Source organism: Lactobacillus sp. B4005, assembly GCF_026536045.1.
Taxonomy (GTDB): Bacteria; Bacillota; Bacilli; order Lactobacillales; family Lactobacillaceae; genus Lactobacillus; species Lactobacillus panisapium.
Window position 1 is genome coordinate 858,978 of the sequence record NZ_JAFNOZ010000001.1, and the last position, 19,740, is coordinate 878,717.

The 19,740-nt window shown below is 37.2% G+C and carries 13 protein-coding genes and 1 pseudogene; all 14 read right to left on the minus strand.

All coding sequences use genetic code 11. From position 1 onward, the window contains the following. Positions 1 to 48: 48 nt before the first annotated feature. The 14 genes and pseudogenes from thrS to J3U73_RS04275 all read right to left on the minus strand — a co-directional run bounded on the left by thrS (position 49) and on the right by J3U73_RS04275 (position 19,436). Positions 49 to 1,980 (minus strand): threonine--tRNA ligase, encoded by a 1,932-nt coding sequence (thrS, locus tag J3U73_RS04210; protein ID WP_267409672.1) that lies wholly within the window; start codon positions 1,978 to 1,980, stop codon positions 49 to 51. A gap of 317 nt (positions 1,981 to 2,297) precedes the next feature. Then, positions 2,298 to 4,133: an ABC transporter ATP-binding protein gene (locus tag J3U73_RS04215; RefSeq protein ID WP_267409674.1), complete on the minus strand. Its 1,836-nt coding sequence runs from the start codon at positions 4,131 to 4,133 to the stop codon at positions 2,298 to 2,300. Next, positions 4,120 to 6,003, minus strand: a complete 1,884-nt coding sequence (locus J3U73_RS04220; RefSeq protein WP_267409676.1) for an ATP-binding cassette domain-containing protein — start codon at positions 6,001 to 6,003, stop codon at positions 4,120 to 4,122. Before J3U73_RS04220 ends, J3U73_RS04215 begins: the two co-directional genes overlap by 14 nt. A gap of 255 nt (positions 6,004 to 6,258) precedes the next feature. Next, positions 6,259 to 7,526: pseudogene (locus tag J3U73_RS04225) on the minus strand (ISL3 family transposase). Positions 7,527 to 7,777: 251 nt separating this feature from the next. Next, positions 7,778 to 8,671 carry a primosomal protein DnaI gene (dnaI, locus tag J3U73_RS04230; protein WP_267409677.1) on the minus strand — a complete coding sequence of 298 codons (894 nt, stop codon included), beginning with the start codon at positions 8,669 to 8,671 and terminating at the stop codon, positions 7,778 to 7,780. Positions 8,672 to 8,679: 8 nt separating this feature from the next. Beyond that, a complete protein-coding gene (locus J3U73_RS04235) occupies positions 8,680 to 10,029 on the minus strand; it encodes a DnaD domain protein (RefSeq protein WP_267409678.1) in 1,350 nt (449 codons plus the stop codon). Between the two features lie 2 nt (positions 10,030 to 10,031). Beyond that, the gene (gene nrdR / locus J3U73_RS04240; RefSeq protein WP_103751882.1) at positions 10,032 to 10,499 is read right to left on the minus strand and encodes a transcriptional regulator NrdR; all 468 of its coding nucleotides are present in this window, start codon (positions 10,497 to 10,499) and stop codon (positions 10,032 to 10,034) included. Beyond that, on the minus strand, positions 10,486 to 11,103 hold the full coding sequence (gene coaE / locus J3U73_RS04245; RefSeq protein WP_267394096.1) for a dephospho-CoA kinase: 618 nt from the start codon (positions 11,101 to 11,103) through the stop codon (positions 10,486 to 10,488). The genes nrdR and coaE overlap by 14 nt, the downstream gene beginning before the upstream one ends. Next, complete coding sequence (mutM, locus tag J3U73_RS04250; protein ID WP_103751884.1) at positions 11,100 to 11,930, minus strand: bifunctional DNA-formamidopyrimidine glycosylase/DNA-(apurinic or apyrimidinic site) lyase; 831 nt, start codon at positions 11,928 to 11,930, stop codon at positions 11,100 to 11,102. Before mutM ends, coaE begins: the two co-directional genes overlap by 4 nt. A 13-nt stretch (positions 11,931 to 11,943) precedes the next feature. Continuing rightward, positions 11,944 to 14,619 carry a DNA polymerase I gene (gene polA / locus J3U73_RS04255; RefSeq protein ID WP_267409679.1) on the minus strand — a complete coding sequence of 892 codons (2,676 nt, stop codon included), beginning with the start codon at positions 14,617 to 14,619 and terminating at the stop codon, positions 11,944 to 11,946. 209 nt (positions 14,620 to 14,828) lie between these two features. Beyond that, positions 14,829 to 16,100 carry an SLAP domain-containing protein gene (locus tag J3U73_RS04260; protein WP_267409680.1) on the minus strand — a complete coding sequence of 424 codons (1,272 nt, stop codon included), beginning with the start codon at positions 16,098 to 16,100 and terminating at the stop codon, positions 14,829 to 14,831. Between the two features lie 150 nt (positions 16,101 to 16,250). After that, on the minus strand, positions 16,251 to 17,006 hold the full coding sequence (locus J3U73_RS04265) for a DeoR/GlpR family DNA-binding transcription regulator (RefSeq protein WP_267409681.1): 756 nt from the start codon (positions 17,004 to 17,006) through the stop codon (positions 16,251 to 16,253). Positions 17,007 to 17,087: 81 nt separating this feature from the next. After that, positions 17,088 to 18,464 carry a PTS transporter subunit EIIC gene (locus J3U73_RS04270; protein ID WP_220232137.1) on the minus strand — a complete coding sequence of 459 codons (1,377 nt, stop codon included), beginning with the start codon at positions 18,462 to 18,464 and terminating at the stop codon, positions 17,088 to 17,090. A 33-nt stretch (positions 18,465 to 18,497) separates the two neighbouring features. Then, the gene (locus J3U73_RS04275; RefSeq protein WP_323848367.1) at positions 18,498 to 19,436 is read right to left on the minus strand and encodes a sugar phosphate isomerase/epimerase family protein; all 939 of its coding nucleotides are present in this window, start codon (positions 19,434 to 19,436) and stop codon (positions 18,498 to 18,500) included. Positions 19,437 to 19,740: the final 304 nt, after the last annotated feature.

Sequence of the window (19,740 nt, forward strand, 5' to 3'; positions counted from 1 at the left end):
ACAATTGTTGGCCTCTTAAATAAGTAATTAAAATTTAAATTTGCTATTTTAGTCATTTCTTGAATATGACTTAACATCTTGTTTAATTTCGGATAAGAATTCGTCAAAGCTCTTAGCTACTTCTTCTTCGGTACCATAGCGACGAACGTTGACATTATTTGCTTCCATTTCCTTGTCACCTAAAACTAAGGTATATGGTACTTTTTGGGTTTGCGATTCACGAATCTTATAGCCCAATTTCTCATTGCGCAGATCAGCTTCAGCCCTGAAACCTTGCTTGTTGAGCTCATCGCGAACCTTCTTAGCATACTCTGAATGAGCATCGAGATTGACTGGAATTACTTCCACTTGAACTGGTGCAAGCCAAGTTGGGAAAGCACCCTTATAAATTTCAATCAGATAAGCAATGAACCGTTCCATCGTACCAACGATTCCGCGGTGTATCATGACTGGACGGTGTTCTTCACCATCTTGACCCACATAAGATAAGTTAAAGCGTTCTGGCAACATAAAGTCTAATTGAATAGTTGACATCGTTTCGTCTGCACCCAAGGCAGTCTTAGTTTGAATGTCAAGCTTAGGACCGTAAAAGGCAGCTTCACCTTCTGCTTCAACGTAGTCAAGACCCATATCATCCATTGCCTTTTTCAGCATTGATTGACTTCTTTCCCACATTTCATCATTAGCAAAGTACTTCTCGGTGTTCTTTGGATCACGATATGAAAGTCTAAAGTAGTAATCAGTGATATCAAAGTCCTTGTATACTTCCATGATCAATTTCAAGATCTTCGAAAATTCTTCTTGAACTTGATCAAGAGTTACAAATGTATGACCATCATTTAAAGTCATTTCCCGAACACGTTGCAAACCAGATAAAGCACCGGACTTTTCGTAGCGATGCATCATTCCCAATTCAGCAATTCTAATTGGTAATTCACGGTATGAACGAATATGATGCTTGTAAATTTGAATATGTGATGGGCAGTTCATTGGCCGAAGTTCAAGCATTTCACCGTCACCCATGTCCATTGGTGGAAACATATCATCACGGTAATGTGCCCAGTGGCCTGAAGTCTTATACGCATCAACGTTCATTAAGACTGGCGTATAAACATGTTGGTAACCATCAGCGACTTCTTTATCGATAATATAGCGTTCAACAACGCGACGAATTGTTGCTCCCTTTGGCATCCAGTAAGGAAGACCAGCACCAACCTTAGGATCAACAAAGAATAAGTCTAAATCACGGCCAATTGTTCGGTGATCACGCTCTTTGATCTCTTCACGGCGCTTAATGTCAGCGTCAAGATCTGCTTTTTTAAAGAAGGCAGTTCCGGAGATTCGTTGAAGCATTGGGTTAGAAGATTGACCTTGCCAGTATGCGCCGGCAACAGATAGTAACTTAAACTGCTTAATTTTACCTGTATTTGGCAAAAGTGCTTCAAAACCAAAATCCACAAAGTCACCTAGCTTGTATGCGTGGACTTCTTCATTTTCTTCTTTTAATAATTCTAATTTAAACGGATCATCCTGATATCTATCAGCTAATTCTGCTTTTGGTAAAATTACTGATTCAATTTTTTCACCAGCTTTAACCGCCTTTTTGACAGCATTTTCTAGTTGCGGCAGTTCACTGATTTTAATTTGGTTTTCCTTGTCAGTATCAACGAAAAAGCCATCATCATCAGCTGCATGTTCCCCAAAATGAAGTTCAGGATATGCCTTTTTAGCAACAGCTTCAAATACAAATGCTACTGTTGCACGCAAAACACCTAAACCTTCTTCATCTTTATCAGTAATAATTGCCACTTGGGCATCTTGGTTAAGTTCAAAGTCAACCGGTTGCAGCCTGCCATCAACTTTCCCGGCTAATGCCGCCTTACCAAGTGAAGTTGAAATGCCGTGTGCCAATTCACCGATTGTAATTGCCTGGTCAAATTCATGCTTTGATCCATCTGGCAAAGTAATTGAAAAACCCATATATACCTCCAAAATTAAAAACAAAAAAAGTCCCAGTGCACTTAATTGCACTGGGACGCATTTAACGTGGTTCCACCCAAAATTCAGTTAGTCAGACTAACCCTCTTAATATGAATTGATAGCGGAATTCACCCATTTTAATTACTTTTTAAGTTTGAATGATTGGGGTAAAACTCATTTGTGCAACTTCCAGAATACTGTTCCACTCTCTGAATTGAGTTCTATCATGTTCATTCATTGCATTTTATTATACATGCTTAACTTGTAAATGCAAGAAATTTTTAAAAAATTCTGGGAAAAAGGTTATGGAACTTGAATCAGTCAGCTTGAAAATATTTTGCTTGTTCATAATACAACTGCTGATATAGGCCTTTCTGACTCATCAACTCATCATGCGTGCCACGTTCAATAATTTTTCCGTCTTTTAAAACTAAAATACAATCACTAAACTGTGTCGAACTCATTCGGTGTGATATAAAGATTGCCGTTTTACCAGCCGTTAGTTCGTTAAACTTGCTAAAAATATTGGCTTCAGCAACCGGGTCAAGTGCGGCAGTCGGTTCATCTAAAACCACCGCTGGCGAATCACGATACAGCGCCCGAGCAATGGCAATTTTCTGGCGCTCGCCGCCGGAAAACTCCACCCCGTCTTCATCCAATTCCTGCGAAATATTCGTTTCAAGTCCTTGCGGAAGTTGGTTAATTCGGTGAGACAGTTCAACTTGACTAAGTATTCGCCTCATTTTCGCTTGATCAAAAGGCGCACCCATTAAAATATTATCCTTGATTGACCATGCAAAAAGCGTGAAGTCTTGAAAGACCGCACCAAAAATCCGCTGATAACCAGTCAGATCTAGCTGCCTAATGTCTTGCCCATTTAATAAAATTTGCCCCTTGCTGGGCTCATAAAGGCGTAAAAGCAGCTTGATCATTGTCGTCTTGCCACTGCCGTTAGGACCAACAATCGCAATTTTTTCACCCATAGTAATTTTGAAATTAAGGTCTTTTAAAATGTCTTCTTGGTCTTCAGGATATTTAAAATAAACGTGTTTAAATTCAAGCGTTAATTTTTCAGCTGGCGCAGCACTCGCAATCTTATCTGTTTTTTCACTGTTTAAACCAGTCTCATCTTCTGTTTGCATCAAAGTAATGTACTGCTGAACAGTTGCCAGTGAAGCATTGCGGCTATTCCAGGCATATAACATGCTGCTCAGATTATTGATGATTACCTCCAAATAACCGACACAAGCAATCATCGTGCCCAACAACAGCTTGCCCCTTAAAACGCGAACTGACAAGATGCAGTACATTAAACCGATTACTATACTGGTAATAATATCACTTAAATTGCCAATGCCATCGGCCTTTAATTGATATTTCGTATCTTCATTCACTTGCTGATTGATGTCAGCAGCAGCTTGTTTTGCGACTAAATCATCTGGATCATATATCCGCAACAGCTTGGCGTAATTAACATTTCCAAACAGAATGTTGGAAAAATAGTCGAGTGCACGATTGAATTGAATATTAAAATCAAAGAACTTAAGCATTACTTTATTGCTCTGTTTGGAACAAAAAATAGCAGCCATTATTGGAATTATGATTAAAACGCAAATGACAAAATTGGAGACAAAATAAATAGAGTAGTTAGGAACAATGATTAAAGCATTGACTAATAAGCCACCAGCAATAACTAGGGTCAGAACTAACTGAGCCACGCTATTTACTAGTCTTGAAACAAATATTTCAAAACCACCAGTGAAATCCAGACCGTTTTTGGTCGCGCTATATAACTTGCGAAATTTGGCACTGATAAAAGTACTGTAACTAACCTCCGTTAATTTTTCCGTCATATCAGCATAGGCATTTACGTTTAACATTTGCCTACCTTTTTCAGCTTGCTGTTCTATCAAAGCTTGAAGAATTTTTATTATAAATAGTAACAGTAAAAAAATTATTGTGAATAAAAATAATTTATTTAATGTATTTGCTCGGGTTTTACTTAATAAGTTAATAATGATACCTAAAAAACTAATTACCAGTATTTGATTTAAAACATTTAATAGGGCTGTCACAACTTGGTAAAGAATAATATGTGGATATAATTGATTAACTGTACGCAGTATTTCAAAGGTGTGGTTATTTCTTTTCATTTTTAACCTCCTTTTGGTAATACTTTTTCTGTAAATTAAACAGTTCACGGTAATCGGGAGAAGCAGACATTAATTCATCATGAGTACCCCGAGCGATGATTTTTCCTTTATTCATCAAAATAATTTGGGTGGCAAACTTAGTAGAAGCAAGACGGTGCGAAACAAAAATGCTCGCTTTATTTTTAAAAAGCTCGTGTATTTTCTGGTAAAGCTTGCTTTCCGCCAAGGCATCCAATGCAGCTGTTGGCTCATCAAGGATAGTCAGTATGGTATTGCGATAAAGCGCCCGCGCCAAAATGATTTTCTGAGTTTCTCCTCCAGATGGCGTGATTCCTTCATCGTCTAGATAACGCGTCAATTCAGTTTGCAAGCCTTGGGGAAATTTGGCAATTACTTTCGGTAAATCCGCTCTAACAATTGTTTTTTCTAACAATTTAGGTTTGTTATTTTGCTTGATCGTAATATTGTTTTCAAGGGTGGCCGCAAGCAAAATATTTTCTTGAAAAGCTGGTGTAACCAACTTTTGATAATCTGTTAAATCAAGCTCAGATATATCGTGACCATTTAATAATATCTGACCGCTGACCGGTTTGATTAAACCAAGAATTACCAAAGTCAGCGTGGTTTTTCCCGCACCATTAAGTCCAACTAAAGCCAAGTGAGTGCCGGCTTTTATTTTGAGATTAATGTTCTTTAAAACATAGTCATTCGAATTGGGGTATCTGACTGCTACATTTTTCAGTTCCAAAGAAAAGTTTTTCCCATTCATCTTAATATTTGGCTGCTTTTTAACAGGAGTATTTGACAAATTTGTCAATATCGGATCAAGATAGGTGCGGCTTTTAGTAATATCGCTGTCCGCATTCAAAAGTAGTGACAGACTATCACTTGTTTGCTTAATGAAATCGTTAAGCATTCCCAAAAAGGAAAACAAAAAAGAAAATAAAACAAGGTTAATTTTTCCATTAAGAGTTTTAGCTATTAAAAGAAGATAGATCGGTACACTGCAAACAAAGTTTAATAAAAGCAGTATTATCTTCAAGTTAAAATTATTACGCGCAATTTTTTTCTTCAGATTCGCTACTTTCTCTCGATAATTTTCAACTTTTTGTTTTAACAAATTTGACATCTGGTAAATTCTAATTTCCTGGCCAGCAGCTATGTCAAATGATTTTCGATAGATATAATTTGCTTCCAAATACGTCTGTGATAAGTTGGCTTGCAACTTTTTTCTCTTTTCAGTATAGTGAGGAATTATTTCTAGAGATAGGCAGACTGTTATCAGTACCAAAAGAGGGCACCACCACGCAATCAAAAATGTCAAAATACACACTAAAATCAATGATAGCGCATTTTCCAAAAAACCGTTTAAACTAGGCGTAAACATGCCAACCCCACTGTCATCATTGTCATAGCCATAAGCTGCGCTTTCTTGACGCGCACGGCCTGTTTCAGCGTTAATCACTTTAAAGTAGGGCAAATGAATAAAGCCCCGTCCCTCTTCAGCGACCAGATTCATCCGGGTATTAACGCCATCCCAGAAATTTTTTGTTTTTAATAAGCCTTGGGCCCAGTTAATCATTCCAGTGATAACACTAAGTATAATTATTATAATTAGTCCAGCAGTAACTGAGTCCTTTTGTAAAAGCAAGGCCATAACAATTGAAGGAAAAGCAGTAGTTAAAAACTGCTGAATAATGCCAAAAGCGACTGACAAAAAAGAGTTAACAGTCATTGATTTTTTCTGGGTTTTAGTCAAATTTTTTAGCCATAAAAAATTATCTTTTATTTGGGCAAGCTTCATTTCGGATACCTCACTTTGTCCGGCAAGTAAGTTAACAATATTGATGACAAATCGTTGATGCCTCATATTTAATTCTGCTAAAAGATTTTTGATAACCACAAAGTTTATCTTATTTTAATAATTTATTTATTATTTTATTATATTATAGTCATTTTATTAGAGTCGTGCAACTAAGTTAGCAAACAAATTAAGATGAAAATCTATATACCAGTTTGATATTAGGAATGATTTTTAAACAACTTTTCACTTAGCAACTACCATTTTTAAAAGGGCTCTTTGTCAAATCCTGTTGATAGAGTTTTATAATGTTTTGAAAGAGTATCAGGCTACTAAGTAGCTTGATGCTCTTTTCTTAATCTTAGTTTTGGGCTCTTCTAGTATAATCCGAGCAACTAAATGATTAAAATTGCGATAGCCATAGGCTGTGTGTTCAATCTGCTTAATTTTGCGGTTGGTTCCTTCCAGACAACCGTTGGACTGACTGTACGTAGCTGCATTAAGCAGATCAGGCAAGCAGCGTTTGAAAGTTTTACGCGTGATTTCCATTTGCCAGCCCAATTTATCTGAACGCTTGAGACAGGTCCTTATTTGCTTAACATCTTTTTCTTTAAGAGCCTGGTGCAGATCCTGCATGAAGTTGTAAGTATTCTCCAGGATTGGGTCAAGCGCTAACCCGTCTGCTACAACCTGGGCTTGCGTCAACCGATCCTTGAGGTGCCAATTGTAGCCGGGATGCTTTCTTTCTAACTGGTCAAAAGGCTTAAGGTAGAGCTTCCAAGAATATTTAAGTAAGCGGTAGCTGCGGCTGGACTTGGGATACTGTTTCATCACCTGAATCCGGCAGGCATTAAAGGAACGGTTGAGCATCTGAACAATGTGAAAACGATCTAGGACCACTTGCGCGTTAGGAAAAAGCTCCTTGACCATAGCGGCATAAAAGTAGTTAAGGTCCATGGAGACCGTTTTAACCTGGCGGCGGACAAGTTCCGGATAATGTTTGAAGTAGGTCATGATGGTTTGTTTATAGCGTGTTGGCAGAATCTTAACTATTTGGTGAGTGCTTGCATCTAGGGCAATAAAGTGCAACTTACGTCCAACACCGCAGAATTCATCGAAGGCTAGATGCTCGGGCAGCCAGTTATCGTCGTCATGAAAAGGACTGCTGTATTGCTCAAGAACTCGTTGGATGGTATTAACGGAAACATTAGTAAAAGCGGTAATGGAGGTCATGGTCCAGTCGTCACGCAAGCTAGACAGAATCTTGCGTTTAACGTGGTTGGTAATTACTTATCAACAAGGCTGGTTTTGGCCATGGCGCTTTGTCCGCAGTCGCGACAGATACGCTGCTTGGCTAATTTAAGTATAAGTGGCCGACTGGCATCGCTGCTCAAGTATCTGACTTTGACCGGAGCGTAGCCATTACGCCAGATATGAGCCGAATGACAATCAGGACAAGTCGGCAGTTTAAGGTTGCAGCAGGCGACAGTAGTTACTACTGAATCAATCGTTTCAGACTTAAAAGCAAGAAATTCAAGATTAGGGTCTTTAATATTGAGCAAAAGTTTAATACAATTAGATAGAGAGGTCATAAGAAAACTCCTAAATAGATCTGAAGAGTGGTTTCAAAGGATTATATGGACAGAGGACTTAGGGCCTCTTTTTGTGTGCAAAAAAATCCTGCCAATAGAATACCATAGAAACTAAACTAAGATAATCTATCAACAGGATTTAGTATAAAGCCTTTAAAACAAAATAACCGACCAGCTCAACTAACATTGAACTAGTCGGTTATTTTTTTACTTTTAATGCTTAATTTGCAAATAAGCATTTTACAATGTTCTTAACGGCGCCTGTTTGGTCCAGAAACAATGACTTCTTTAGCCAAAGTACGTACACGTTCCATCAATCTGGCAGCCTTAATTGGATCAATAGCATTTTTGGTTTCCTTAAAGTGCTCTTCCAAATCATCCATTGAAAAGTTGGAAGAGAAAAATGTCGGTAGTTGATTATCCATTCTTGATTGCAAAATAACAGCCAAAACTTCATCGCGTGACCACTGGCTCAAATTTTCAGCGCCAATATCATCCATAATTAACACATCACAGCTTGAAATGCGGTTGATTTCCGTCACCAAGCTATTATCATTGAAATGGCTTGATAGGCTAACAATAAAGTTAGGTACATGGATAAAGATGACGTACTTGTTCATCATCGCTAAAGAATTAGCTAAACCAGCCAGGATAAATGTTTTACCGACACCAAAGTTACCTGATAAATACAGGCCTTTTTGATACGCATTCTGCGAATAAGCCGCCAAAAATTGCCCGATCTCAGCCATTGCTTGCTGACGCTGCGGTGTTATTTCCACCTGACTTAAACGAACATCATGCAAGCTGCTAGGCAAATTAATTAGACGCAAGTGCTTTTTAGCTGCAAGTTCACGATCATGTTCCAACTTGCTATTTTCAGGAGCATAAATGATATCAATTGCATTTGTATTCAAGATTAATTTAGGCCGATAACCCTTGGTCACCGGATCTTTTTTATTCTGCTGATCTAGGTAAAATTCGAATAAAGCAGACATGCTTTTATCAATCATTTCAGAGGTGATTTTATCTTGATTTTCACTAATAAACTGTTTAATTTTTGGCTCGGATAGAATCTCGGCCCGAATCTTAGCTACATCAAGATGGTCGGCTTTTTTCTTGTCTAAAAAATTATTGATTGACTTCATTTGTTCACCTACTTCATGCCATTTTGATCTTCAAATTTTTTGAAAAAGTCTTTTAAGTCAGCTGAAGAAACATCGGACTTAACACTAGATTTTTTCTTACTCCAATCGGTACCTTTTTCAACGCGTTTATTTTGCACATAACGGGGGTACTTATCCTTATTTTGCTCCCTTTTTTGCATATATTCAATTGCTTGGGCCCCATCTTTAACACCATGTTGAAGCCAATCATGTAAAATCCGATTAGCCAGGCGGTATGAAATATTCGGTGCACTTTTTAAGCAGGCATAAGTTAAGATATTAAGCAAATCAGCCGGGATTCCCTTTTCATTATATAAACTATCAAGTACTTTATATTCACTGGCATCAACATAATCATGCCGATCCGTCTTCAACCGGTACAAAAATTGAGCTGGTGATTTACTTTTAGCTAGCTGCAATACTTGCTGCTCATTTTTACTCAATTTAGCATTTATCGGTTGATCGTCATTATATTTCTTAGTCTCTTGCTTAATTCGAGCCCTAGTATGAGAGCCGTGAATGCCGCTAGCAATCGCTTGTTTAATTTGCACCATATCCAAGTGATAATCACCGTGAATACTTGTCAGGGCCTCATCGACAAATTCTTGTTCTGTTAGCCCGTAAGTGCGCATTACAGAGCGGATTGCTTCCCGATTACGGTCAATCTCCGTTCCTGGAATCTGGTAAATTTCAAATTGCTGTTTCATGAAATTCCAGTCAACCGTATCATGCTCATTAATAGTAGCTTTGATATTATTGTCTGTTTTATTTTCTTTTGCGGCATATTTGACATCAACTGAAGGCTCAATTGCTTCTTGCTCAGGCAAACGAAAAACTTCCATAAACGAAGCAGAGATATCATCAGCATTCTGCATACCATTAACTTGGTTCTGCTTAGACTTACTTTCACGAGCAAAATCTTTACTTAATTTTTGAAAGGCAGAAATACCAACTTTTTCTTTAAGTAAGCTTGCTAAAAGAGGCGTTGAAAAAAATTCACTGCTGCTAGGGATGCAGGTTAAGCGAAAAATCAGTACTTGTCCCATGATTTCATTATTAAGTAAACGCGTCTGAACTAGGCCAACGCCCTCGAGCTTATGTAAAGCAGAAAATAAGTGCTTAACATCACAGTCAAGCTGTTCTTGCAGAGCATAAATACCCGTTGAGTCCGATAGCATTGCATGCGCATTAAAATCCGCATTTAAACTAAAATATAAGGAAAATGCTAGTGAACCAATCAGCGGCTGATAAAGTTTAACCAGAACTCGCACATCTTCTGGGAAAATATCAACTCGGTTAGCAATAAAAAATGGTTGTTTGGGATTAGGGGTCTCAAACATTTCTAGTTCCCCTTCTCTCGCTTAGCAATCATATCCTCCATTGTTTTCATGAAACTAGACATATCTTTAAATTCACGGTAAATGGAAGCAAAGCGAATGTAAGCAACATCATCTAGTTCAGCCAATTCATCCATCACTAGTTGACCGATTTTCTTCGAAGAAATCTCACTTACTCCCTGCTGTCTAACCTTATTTTCAACGTGATCAACCAATTGCTCGAACTGCGAGCTTGTAATTGGACGCTTTTGACCAGCTGCCATGACACCATGCAAAATCTTTTTCCGGTTAAAAGGTTCCCGGGTATTGTCATTTTTGATTACCAATAATGGTGTTGTTTCAATTCGCTCAAAAGTAGTAAACCGAAAACCACAGTTTTCGCATTCACGCCGTCTTCTAATAGCACGATTTTCATCACTCGGTCGAGAATCAATCACGCGCGAGGCATTTTGCCGACAATTAGGACATTCCATACTGGTCCTCCTTTATTAATTTAAGTAGCAGCTCGTTTAATTTGTCTTCTAGTTCTTTTATTGTACCAGTATTTGTAACAACATAATCAGCTAATTTTTGCTTTTGCGCTAAAGGCATCTGACTATTAATTCGCTTTAATGCTTCAGCTTCAGTTATGTGATTGCGCGCCATCAAGCGTTTTACTTGCATTTTTTCAGGTACAGCAATCAGCAAACTGCGGTCACAATAGCTTAAACCACCTGACTCAAATAATAACGGTGCATCTACTATGATAAGTGGCTCATTTTCCTGTTTATGTTGGCTAATTTTAGTCTCGATTTCTTGAAAAATCAACGGGTGGGTAATTTCATTTAATTTAGCTAAGTCTTTAGGTGAATTAAAAACTAATTTACCTAACTTTGCGCGATCAATTGCTTTATTTGCTGCTAAATACTGATCGCCAAAATAATTAATTACTAAATTGTAGCCCTTTTCACCTATATCTAAAATATGGTGAGCAATTAAATCACTATCAATTACTGGAATATGCTTTTTTATAAAAAAGCTATCAGCTGTACTTTTACCGCTAGCTATTCCCCCAGTAAGACCTAAGACAATGGTCATTGATAATTCACCTGACATTTAGGACAATATGTTGTTCCGCGACCATTTACCTTAATTTTTTCAAGAGGGGTTCCACATCTTGCACATGGTTCACCTTTATGTCCGTATACCCGCAACATTTTCTGAAAGCCGCCAGTTTCACCATTAGCATCCAGATAAGTGTGCACGGTTGTCCCACGCTCAGCAATAGCTAATTTGATCAAAGAATTAATATTGTCATGTAATTGTTTCACTCTGGAAGGTGGAATCTTATTGGCCATACTTAACGGATGAATTCTAGTTAGCCATAAAACTTCATCGACATAAATATTGCCTAAACCGGCAACTACAGATTGATCAAGAAGCGTATTTTTAATATTTTTCTTTTTATGCTTAAGACAATTTGCAAAATAAGCAACCGTGAATTTATGAGAATTAGGTTCAAAGCCCAGTTTACTAATTCCTGTTGTTCTTTTTTCTGTTCCAGTTTTAACTAATTGCATTCGGCCAAATTTGCGGACATCATTATAACGCAAGGCTGTATTATCGGTAAAAGCAAACTGCACGTGATCATGTTTATCTTTCGGTGCAGCCACGTCAACTAGACGATACTTTCCTTCCATGCGTAAATGGGAAACTACAGTTAGGTCATTCGTCAGCCGAATCAATAAATACTTTGCATACCGGTCAATTGCCACCACTTCTTGACCCGTAAGCTTTTGAACGAATTCTGTTGGATCACTAGCAATAATTTTGGGATACCACAGCGTGATTTCTTTAATCGTTTTTCCTTTAATTAAGGGGAGAAGAGTACGGCGAACCGTTTCTACTTCCGGCATTTCTGGCATTTATTATTACTCCTTATTTTGCATCAAACCAATTATGACCGTACCCTGAATCAGCGACAAGCGGAATATCAAGAGTAACGGCAGACTGCATTACCTCTGGGACAATCTTTTTAATTGTTTCTATCTCATCTTTTGGCACATCAAAAATCAACTCATCATGAACCTGAACCACCATTTTAGTCTTAAGGTGTAAGTCATTCAATTTCTTCTGCATATTGATCATCGCAATTTTAATAATGTCAGCAGCGGAACCCTGAATTGGTGAGTTAATTGCAGTTCTTTCCGCAAAAGACCGCACATTATAATTCTTTGCATGAATGTCAGGCAAGTACCGTCTTCTATGCATAATTGTTTCTGCGTAACCTTTTTCGCGAGCAAATTTAACGGCCTTATCCATATATTCTCTAATTTGCGGGTATTGCTCAAAATAATTATCGATAAATTCTTTGGCTTGTTTTCTACTAATATTCAGATTTTTCGATAAGCCATAATCCGAAATGCCGTAGACAATACCAAAATTGACTGCCTTTGCTCGGCGCCGCATTAATGGCGTAACATCATCGGTTGACTTCAAGTGGAATATTTTCATTGCGGTATGAGCGTGAATATCGTAGCCGGTCCTGAATGCTTCTTGCATTTGTTCATCACCAGAAACTTGAGCTAAAACACGCAATTCAATTTGAGAATAATCACAAGAAAAGATATAGCCATCAGGTTCACTAGGAACAAAAGCCTTTCGAATTTGCTTACCTTCTTCTGTTCTCGTCGGAATGTTTTGTAAATTAGGATCAACCGAAGATAGGCGTCCAGTTGCCGTTAGAGTTTGCAGATACCGTGTATGAACTCGACCATCTTTTTGAATAACATCTAGCAGGCCATTAACATAAGTTGACTGAATTTTAGCAATTTGCCGGTAAGAAAGGATTTGCCCGATAATTGGATTTTCATCTTTTAACTGGTTCAAGACATCAACTGATGTTGAATAACCGGTTTTAGTCTTTTTAATTGGCTTCAGGCCCATTTTTTCAAACAGAATATGACCAAGTTGTTTCGGCGAATTAATATTAAATTCTTCACCAGCCTCATCATAAATCTGCTTTTCCATCTTTTTAAGTTCAACAGCAAATTCATCTTGCAGCTCAGTTAAAGTATCAGCCTGAACCTTGATTCCATTTATTTCCATAATCGCTAAAACGCGTGCCACTGGAATTTCGATACTTGCAAACAAATCATCTTGTTCATGCTCTTTTAGTTTGGCAAGCAGCGTTTCTTTCAAGGTTTCAATTGCTTCGACTTTGGTGGCTAAATGATTATACAGCACATCATCATCAGTAGGAATCTTTTCACTTTTACCTTTGCCATAAACGTCAAGATCACTTCTGACAGTGTCATTCCCATACATCCGGCAGACTTCGGCCATATCATCCGAATTATTTTCATTATTAATCAAATAAGAAGCTAGCAGCATATCATATTCAATCCCATGTGCGTGGATTCCTAAACGATTGAGCCCCACAGTTGTCCGCTTAAGGTCAAAAACATCTTTGCTAATTTTCTTATCTTCTAAAATCTGTTTTAGCTTGGCATCCTGTAATAGCGTTACGTCGCGACTTAGAAAAATCTGTTTGCTAATCTTAAAGGCAAAACCGACGAACTCGGCCAAATGATAATTTGGTCCCAGCATCCCTAAGTAAAAAATGACCTCATCGCCTTCATTAACCGTAATTTTAGCCAAATTGTCCTTGGTTAACTCGGTGTATTCCATTTTGACATGCGAATCTTGGGATGTCTCATTTTTACCAGAATCACCATCAGGCGCTAATTCACTCAAAAACTTGCGGAAATTCATTTTCTCGTAAAAACGCCGCAACTTTTGGTAATCAACCGGCCTTCTTTTAATATCATCAATTCCAATGGTTACTGGCGTATCACAGTTGATCGTAGCCAATTTTTTACCTAACAGGGCTTTATCCTTATCATTAAGCAAATTTTCTTTTAGCTTTGATGCTTTCATGTCATCAATATGATCATATAAGTTTTCAACTGAACCATATTCTTGAATTAACTGCGATGCTTTCTTTGGTCCTACTTTGGTGACACCCGGATAATTGTCCGAGTTATCCCCCATCAAGGCCTTCATATCAATAAATTCAGTTGGGGTAACACCATTAACTTCCTTCATATGTTCAGGCGTATAGGACTCAAGGTTCATCACACCTGACTTGGTTACCATCACCGTGGTGTGCTCAGAAGCAAGCTGCGTTAAATCCTTATCCCCAGTTACGACAGTTACATCAAAACCATTTTTTTCACCAATTTTTGCAAAGGTTCCGATAATATCATCGGCTTCATAGTTTTCTAATTCATAAGTCGAGATGCCTAAATCGTGCAATAGTTCTTGCACATATGGTAGCTGCTCCGAAAGTTCACCTGGGGTTTTTTGTCTGCCACCCTTGTAATCAGAATACATCTTATTTCTAAAAGTAGTTTTACCCGCATCAAAAGCAACTAAAACATGATCTGGCTGAACATTGTTTAAAACAACATCAAGCATATTCTTAAAAGTATAAATGGCATTTGTATGCAATCCTTCAGGGTTTCTGAAATTTTCAAGTTGACGATAAAGTGCATAAAACGCACGAAAGGCAACAGAATTACCATCAATTAAAAGTAATTTTTGATTAGCCATTAGATCTCCTCACAATTATCACTTGTCTTTAATTCAACTACCATTTTACCAGTTTTTACGGCATTCTGGCATAATACTGTTTTTCTTCAGATTTGCTATACATTTTAGACAATTAACTTCAATTCAAAAGCCAAATTTTAAATTTAGAACCTACTTTTTTAGCTAATAAAAAGCATTGAAAACTTAATTTCAATGCTCTAACTCGCTATTTATTGAATAAAATTCTGACGCTCTAACAAATATGGCGTACTGGTTCCTAACAACTGATCGCCTTTTTCTTGTTTTGGTGTACAATTCAACACGTTACTATGAGCTTTTTGCAAAATTGCAGTCGCTTCTTTTACCTCGGCAATCGTGGCCTTTTCAGATTTTAAGGTATTTTGTGCTAATTGCAACGCATAACCAAATCTAAAACCACAAAGGGTAAAATTATTGTCTTTTTGGTATGGTGTAATCAATTCTTGATCAACTAAAGTCTGTAATTTTTGTTTATCTTCTTTAGTAGCAATTTTAGCATCTGCTTGCGCTTGTTCTGGAGTGTTATTTGGTTTCAAGTATGGGCCTGAAATGTAATTTGTTCCCTCAACCTTAACATAAGTTAAACTTGGCGTAGCTGCTGGCTGATAATTTGCTAGCGAATAAAAACGTGGTTTAGCCCATGAATCTTTTAACAGGTAAAATAATTCAGCCTTCTTTTCACTAGAATTCCATAAATAAGTAAGTTTTTCAACTGGATACATGTCACCAGTGTTAAAAGTCGAATTTGCACTTTCAGTCGGAAGTGCTGTTGCGGTGATGTCATAAGTCCCAGCTGTTTTTAAAAAGCCGACATATGTAGCTTGCATATACAGTTTCAAATTCTGCCGGGGGGTTACAGCCAAATCTTTCTTAGGAATAAAAGCTTCGATTGTTCCGCTAATTCTGTAATTAACTACAGGCTTAGAATCGGTCGTTAATGCAGTAATACTGTCTACTCGATAGGTTTTTCCGGGCTTGATAACCGTCTTATCTTTACCAATTCCTGCTGTATAAGGTTTTACCTTTTTAGCGATTTTGACCTTTGCCTCATGAGTATAAAGTGGCTTATTGTTAACTTGACCAACATTTACTGCCTTAACAAAGCCGCCTGAACCCAAGCTGTAAAAGTATTCTCCACCAATTTTATGGTAAGGCAACCATGATTGATGATAATTATCATCATTTAAAAGATAAAATTGTTTGTCATTATGCTCAATCGGTTCGATTTTACCGACGAAAGGTACACTTAAGCCCCTTTTTAAATGCGCCTTTTGCTTGCTTCCTTGAAACTTGCTTAAACGCTTACCGTGTTTATTATAAACATAGGCGTTATGTGCTAGTGTTATTTCATTAGTTTCTTCGGTTGCCTCGATTGGCTGGGCACCCAAACTTAAATTAGCTACCAAGGCAAGAGCAAACATACTGACTACTGAACCAATTGCTGCTTTTTGCTTTAATTTCATATAATACCTCTACCTGTTTTAGATTTTAGTATTAATTTTATAACAAAATCGAAATTAATAAAGAAAAAACTCACATAAAATTAAAAGCGTTTAGTAATAAAACGCTTTTAATTAACTAATTTAACTTAAACTATAAAAAACAAACGACAATTAATTCTGACCTTTACTTTTAGGGAAAATAATTTGAGTTTGTTTAGCAATTTCGGGATCACTGCTATCAGAAATCAGGGTGGCATCCTTCAATTCCAAGGCTTGAACATTTGACGATATTCCAAATTTACTACTGTCAGCAAGAATAAAGGATTGTGTAGTACGCTTTGCAATCAGCTGCTTTTTTATCGCCTCGTCAAATTGTGGAGTAGTGTAACCACTATTAAGACTAATACCGTTCATACCAAAGAAAGATTTATCAAACCGCAACTTAGAAAGCAAATCATTAGTTAAGGCACCTGTAAGTGAAGACGTAACCCCATTATATTTACCGCCAATTAAAATAATTTCTGCCTTAAAATTGCCACCTATATGACAGACCTGAGTGTTAGTCGTATAAACTGTTACTTTCTTGTTCTTTATCTTATCAAGTAACAGTGTACAGGTAGTACCAGAATCAATGTAAATAGCATTATTATCGTGAACTTCTTTTGCTGCAAGTTCAGCAATTAGCTTTTTTTCCTTTTGATGATTGTGCTCTTTTTTGGCAAACTCAACCTCACCAGCACCATCGCAAAGCCTCACAGCTCCACCAAAAAGATATTCAATTTTTCCTTCATTTTCTAAGGCTTTAATGTCTCTTCTCAATGTTGAAATTGAAACGCCTGGAATTTGCGTGTGAAGTTCCTCAAGTTTACTCATATCTTTGTTTTCAAGAATTTGCAAAATTTGATTTTGTCTTTCAATCGGAAGCAAGTTAATTCCCCTTCTTTATAATTTTCATGCTCCCCTTTATTATACTCTTATAATATGTTATTTCATTTGCTTTTAATCACATTAGGCAAGATGTTCATCACGCCTTGTAACTATAAAACCTAGTGCAATTCCGACAATAGTGGAAATTGCTAAGCCAATCATTGCATTAAGAAAATTATTACTGTTTTTAGCAATGAAAGCGGGAAAAGTAGTCACTGACCCAAAAACAAATGCATTTGTATACACCTTAGTTAGTCCTAGGTATGCACCGCCCAAAGCGCCAGCAATTATCTGCGCTGCCCAAATTCTACGATTTTTTACTAAGAGTCCGAACAAAGTTGGTTCAATAATTGCCGACAAACAAATAGTGATTACACCAGTCAGCGAAAAACTCTTTAATTCTTTATTGCGCGTCTTAAGCCAGACCCCAAGAGCAGTGCCAATTACACCAAAGTTGCAGGCAAACGTTAGTGGACAAATAAAGTCAAACCCTTGAGTTGCAATATTATTAATCATAATTGGATTGACGGCCCAATGGATCCCCAGTGAAACGAGAAAACTCCAGCCCCCACCAACAACAACACCAGCTAATAACGGAACATTTTTAATTAACCAATTAACAATATTAGCAACTAATTGTCCGCCATAGACACCAAGAGGACCAATAACAATTACCGTTAAAGGTACCATAATAAGCAGACAAACTAATGGGACAACGACTAATTCCAAGTTCTTGCTTACATGTTTATCAAGCCATTTATATAGATAAGAATACGCCCAAATTGCTATTAGAATTGGAACAACCGTTGAATTGTAATTCATTAATACAACAGGAATTCCTAGAAATGATGTCATTGCCCCGTTGCCGTGACTTCCCATTAATTGGATAAAGTCTGGATACAAAAGGGCGCCAGCAATTAAAGCTGCAATATAGGGACTAACTTTAAATCTTCGTGCAGCCGAAAACGCCAAGAGAATAGGTAGAAAATAAAAAACAGCTTTTGATGCAGCGGTCAAAATAACAAATGTACCGCTCTTTTGGCTAATCCACCCCAGTTCGCTGCAAAGAAGCAATAAGCCATATAGAATACCTGATCCAGCTAAAGCTGGCAATAGTGGCGCAAAAATACCTGCTATTGCAGTAAATAATGCATTAACATATCCCTTAAAACCCTCAGGCTTGAGATTGGTACTGACTGTTTGAGCGCTATTACCATTTACTAGTTTTTCAAATTCACTAAAAACTTTAGGGACTTCAAGTCCAATCAAAACTTGGTATTGACCGCCTCCCCGTGAAACGTTAATTACACCGTCTACTGCTTTGACTTTGTCATCATTAATTTGGTCATTTTTTAAGTTTAATCGTAATCTTGTTGCGCAATGCGTCATATTAGAAATATTATCTGGCCCGCCAACAGCATCTAAGACACCTTGTGCCGTTTTTTTATAATCCATCATATGCCTCCTTGAATTAAATCTAGGCTTTGTTAGTTAGTTTTTCATAAATTCAAGTAATAGTTCGCGTGCCTTAATTGCATCATTTTCTTGAATTATGGTCTCGATATGATCCATTCCAATTCGGTCTAAAAGGTTCAACAGATACTTCAGCATTTCAATATTTTTCGCAGTTTCCTGACTAGGATTTTCAATTACCGGAGCGGTATCAAAGTAATACATCCCATCAAAATCATATTTTTTCATGTAATACAAAAATTCTAAGGTTTTAAATGGTGTAACAGTTCCAACCATTAGACCATCATCATGTACGCCATACCCGTCATTAATGTGAACACCAAACAATTCTTTTTGATTTGCAAATAAAGCAGCACCCATGGCAGGATTTTCATGTTTCATTAGCATATGACAATAATCTAGTAAAACACCAAAATTTGGTCGGTTAATATCTTTTAGCATCATGCCCAAAATTCCCATACTGTCAACAAAGGCGTAGGCACGAGGCTCATATGGTTTATATTCAATACTAAATTTAATGTCAGGAGCATAATCTGCAATTTCTTGACATGCTTTGACGATTCGTTGCCATACCTTTAAATAATCAATTTGAAAGCTGTAATCAAAACCGTCGTGAGCACTCCAGATATTAATCATTGTTCCACCAATTGCATGACAATAATCAGCGGCTTTTTTACACATCTCAATGGCATCTCGATAAATTCGATCATCCAAGTTGCTTAGATCGCCATTAAGATAATGATCCTCAAAGCGCATTTCCATTCCATTGGGACACAGGTCATTTTGCTGAAGCATTTGCTTCATTTTTGCTGCTGGAATACCAATTGTCTGCTGCGGAAAGTTAATATCAACATAATTGATTCCTACCCTTTTTAATTCCTTAAAAACCTGATTGATATCATTATTGTAATGTGGCAGATATGCATTTAATCTTGTCGCCGTTTTAATTGTAGTCATTGTTTTCTCCTTGTATTTCAATTGTTATCGTTTACATTTTCATTATATTCCATAAGTTTTCATTTTACAACCACTAATTTTCAATTTATTTTATTTTATTTCAAAATATTTCATAAAAATGAATAAACCTTTTACATGCTAAAAAGTAAAAATAAGAGAGCTTTCTAAGACTTAAATAGCAACAAGAAGATCAAAAGCTAAAACATGCAAAAAAGCGTTGAGCTTATTTCTCAACGCTTTCTTTAAAAAAATCTACCGCAGTCTTTATAACCCGATTATTTTCGCTCGTGGCTACTAAAAAGCT

Coding starts and splice junctions, on each gene's coding strand:
- thrS (WP_267409672.1), bottom strand. CDS start 1,980: ATGGGTTTTTCAATTACTTTGCCAGATGGATCAAAGCATGAATTTGAC.
- J3U73_RS04215 (WP_267409674.1), bottom strand. CDS start 4,133: ATGAAAAGAAATAACCACACCTTTGAAATACTGCGTACAGTTAATCAA.
- J3U73_RS04220 (WP_267409676.1), bottom strand. CDS start 6,003: ATGAGGCATCAACGATTTGTCATCAATATTGTTAACTTACTTGCCGGA.
- dnaI (WP_267409677.1), bottom strand. CDS start 8,671: ATGAAGTCAATCAATAATTTTTTAGACAAGAAAAAAGCCGACCATCTT.
- J3U73_RS04235 (WP_267409678.1), bottom strand. CDS start 10,029: ATGTTTGAGACCCCTAATCCCAAACAACCATTTTTTATTGCTAACCGA.
- nrdR (WP_103751882.1), bottom strand. CDS start 10,499: ATGGAATGTCCTAATTGTCGGCAAAATGCCTCGCGCGTGATTGATTCT.
- coaE (WP_267394096.1), bottom strand. CDS start 11,103: ATGACCATTGTCTTAGGTCTTACTGGGGGAATAGCTAGCGGTAAAAGT.
- mutM (WP_103751884.1), bottom strand. CDS start 11,930: ATGCCAGAAATGCCGGAAGTAGAAACGGTTCGCCGTACTCTTCTCCCC.
- polA (WP_267409679.1), bottom strand. CDS start 14,619: ATGGCTAATCAAAAATTACTTTTAATTGATGGTAATTCTGTTGCCTTT.
- J3U73_RS04260 (WP_267409680.1), bottom strand. CDS start 16,100: ATGAAATTAAAGCAAAAAGCAGCAATTGGTTCAGTAGTCAGTATGTTT.
- J3U73_RS04270 (WP_220232137.1), bottom strand. CDS start 18,464: ATGATGGATTATAAAAAAACGGCACAAGGTGTCTTAGATGCTGTTGGC.
- J3U73_RS04275 (WP_323848367.1), bottom strand. CDS start 19,436: ATGACTACAATTAAAACGGCGACAAGATTAAATGCATATCTGCCACAT.